Annotated in this window: 4 protein-coding genes; all 4 read left to right on the top strand. The window is 70.5% G+C overall.

The genetic code is table 11. From position 1 onward, the window contains the following. Positions 1-522 (top strand): branched-chain amino acid ABC transporter permease (locus G3N97_RS37905; protein WP_205997867.1); only part of this gene is annotated, 522 nt, incomplete at its 5' end. Then, positions 519-1,304, top strand: a complete 786-nt coding sequence (locus G3N97_RS37900; protein ID WP_205997866.1) for an ABC transporter ATP-binding protein — start codon at positions 519-521, stop codon at positions 1,302-1,304. The genes G3N97_RS37905 and G3N97_RS37900, both read left to right, overlap by 4 nt. After that, positions 1,301-2,020 carry an ABC transporter ATP-binding protein gene (locus G3N97_RS37895; RefSeq protein ID WP_065058544.1) on the top strand — a complete coding sequence of 240 codons (720 nt, stop codon included), beginning with the start codon at positions 1,301-1,303 and terminating at the stop codon, positions 2,018-2,020. Before G3N97_RS37900 ends, G3N97_RS37895 begins: the two co-directional genes overlap by 4 nt. Next, the coding region (locus G3N97_RS37890) for an MFS transporter (RefSeq protein WP_205997865.1) at positions 2,017-2,660 on the top strand (644 nt) is incomplete at its 3' end. The genes G3N97_RS37895 and G3N97_RS37890, both read left to right, overlap by 4 nt.

The raw sequence follows: 2,660 nt of genomic DNA, 5'->3' as shown, positions 1-2,660 counted from the left end.
GGCGGGCTCGCCGCGCCCTGGGCCGATCTCGCGTTTCTCGCCGTGACGGCCGCGTGTCTCGCGCTGGTCTACGCGGGCTACCGGCGCATCGTGCGCAGCCGCTTCGGCCGCGCGCTGAAGGTCATGCGCGAGGAACCGGCGCTGGCAGTGTGCTTCGGCTACGACCCGCTCTCGCTGAAAACGCGCGCAAGCGTCGCGGCCGCGTTGCCCGCCGCGCTCGCGGGCGCGCTGCTGACCTGGTACATCAGCTACGTCGGGCCCGACACGATGCTCTCGTCCGAAACCTTCGCGCTCTGGACCATCGTGATGGTCGGCGGGCTCGGCAGCAATGCGGGCGTGCTGGTCGGCGCCGTGCTGGTGCAGGCGGTGTATTCGCTCGCGCCGTTTCTCAAGGACTGGTTCGGCGTGGGCAGCGATCTGGCGGGCGCGGTGCGGCTCGGCCTCGTCGGGTTGATGCTGCTCGCCTGTCTGCTCTGGCGGCCGCGCGGCCTGCTGCCCGAACGTCTGGAGATCCACCCATGAGCGCGCTCCTCGAACTGGATGGCATCGCCATCCGCTACGGCGGGAATACGGTGCTGTCCGGGCTCGCGCTGTCGGTCGGCCAGGGCGAAATCGTCGGCCTGCTCGGCCCGAACGGCTCCGGCAAGAGCACGGTGCTGAACGCGGTCACCGGTTTCGCGCCGCTCGCGGGCGGCGAAATCCGCTTCGACGGCCGCCGCATCGACCGGCTCACGCCGCAGCGCATTGCGCAGCTCGGCATCCGCCGCACGTTTCAACTGCCGTCGATGCCCGCGCGCATGTCGGTGCTCGAACTGACGATGGCCGCGTCGTCCGAGCGTCACGGGCTTGGCGCGGCGCTGCTGCGAGGACGCACGATGCGCGCGCTCGAAGACGCGACCCGCGCACGCGCGCGCGCCTTGCTCGACGAACTGAAGCTGGGCGCCGTCGCGCAACTGCCCGCCGCGTCGATCTCGGGAGGCCAGAAGAAACTGCTCGGTATTGCCTTCGCAATGATGACCGAGCCGAAGCTGCTGCTGCTCGACGAACCGACGGCGGGCGTCCATCCGAACCTGCGCGGCGAACTGGTGGCGGAGCTGCGGCGCATCCACCGGCTCGGCGTGACGCTGATGGTGATCGAGCACGACATGCATTTCATCCGCGAACTGTGCGACCGCTGCGTCGTGCTCGATCGCGGCTCGGCCATCGCCAACTGCAAGCCCGCCGAGCTGGAGCGCAACCGGCGCGTGCTCGATGCGTACCTGGGCCGCGAGCACGCCGCCCGCCAGCCGCTGGAGGCGTCATGATCGAAGTCGATGGACTCGTCGCAGGCTATACGCCGGGCGTCGATATTCTGCACGGCGTGTCGCTGAGCGTGGGCGCGGTCGAGATCGTCTCGATCCTCGGCCCGAACGGCTGCGGCAAGTCCACGCTGCTCAAGGCGATCGCGGGCTTCCTGCTGCCGCGCACGGGCACGGTCAAGCTGCAAGGCGTCGACCTCGCGCGCGAACCGGTGCATCGCAAGGTGCGTCTGCACGGGGTCGGCTACGTGCCGCAAACCGACAACGTGTTCGGCGCGCTCACCGTGCGCGAAAACCTGATGCTCGGCGGTCAGGGGATGTCGTCGTTTCCTCGCGAGGCGCGCATCGACGAACTGTGCGAGCAGTACCCGGTGCTGCGCCGCCGCTACCGCACGCCCGCCGCCGCGCTGTCGGGCGGCGAACGGCAGATCGTGTCGCTCGCGCGCGCGTTGATGCCGCGTCCCGCCATGCTGCTGCTCGACGAGCCCTCGGCGGGCCTGTCGCCGAAAATGGTCGACGAGGTGTTCGACGCGATCGTGCGGATGCGCGACGCCGAGCACATCGGCGTCCTGATGGTCGAGCAGAACGCGATCGAGGCGTTGCGCATCTCCGATCGCGGCATCGTGCTGACGATGGGCCGCGTCGCGCTCGAAGGCCCGGCGCGCGCCCTGCTCGACAGCGACGAGATGCGGCGGCTCTATCTCGGCGGGAGAGCGGCGTGAATCCGGTCTCGGCGAAAACGCCTGCCACGCCCGCAACGCTCGCGCCGCCCGGCGCGCGCCCGGCGACGATCATGGTGGCGCTCGCGTGCGGCTTCGTGATGGCGATGCTCGACGTCACGATCGTCAACGTCGCGCTCAAGGCGATGCAGACGAGCCTCGCGATTTCGCTGACGACGCTCGTCTGGGTCGTCGACGCCTACGCGCTCAGCTTCGCCGCGCTGCTGCTGTTCGGCGGCGCGCTGGCCAACCGCTACGGCTCGAAGACCCTCTACCTGATCGGCCTGGCGCTGTTCGTCGCGGCCTCGGTGCTGTGCGCGAGCGCCACGACGCCCGCCGCGCTGATCGCCGCGCGTCTGCTGCAAGGCGGCGGCGCGGCGCTCTTCATGCCGAGTTCCCTGAGCCTGCTGACCCAGGCGTTTCCGCCCGGTCCGCTGCGCACGCGCATGATCGGCATCTGGGGCGCGCTGGTGTCCGCGGCGATGGCGCTCGGGCCGTGCGTCGGCGGCGTGCTCGTCGATGCGATCGGCTGGCGCAGCATCTTCTGGGTAAATCTGCCGGTCGGCATCGCGGGGCTGTGGCTCACGCAGCGCCATGTCGCGCGCTCGCCGCGCCATGCCGGACCGCTCAACGGCGCGGGCCA

The sequence above is a fragment of the Paraburkholderia sp. Ac-20347 genome, assembly GCF_017104805.1.
In the GTDB taxonomy this organism is placed as follows: domain Bacteria; phylum Pseudomonadota; class Gammaproteobacteria; order Burkholderiales; family Burkholderiaceae; genus Paraburkholderia; species Paraburkholderia tropica.
Note: the sequence above shows the minus strand (reverse complement) of the source record. Positions and strands in the feature narration are given on the sequence as shown.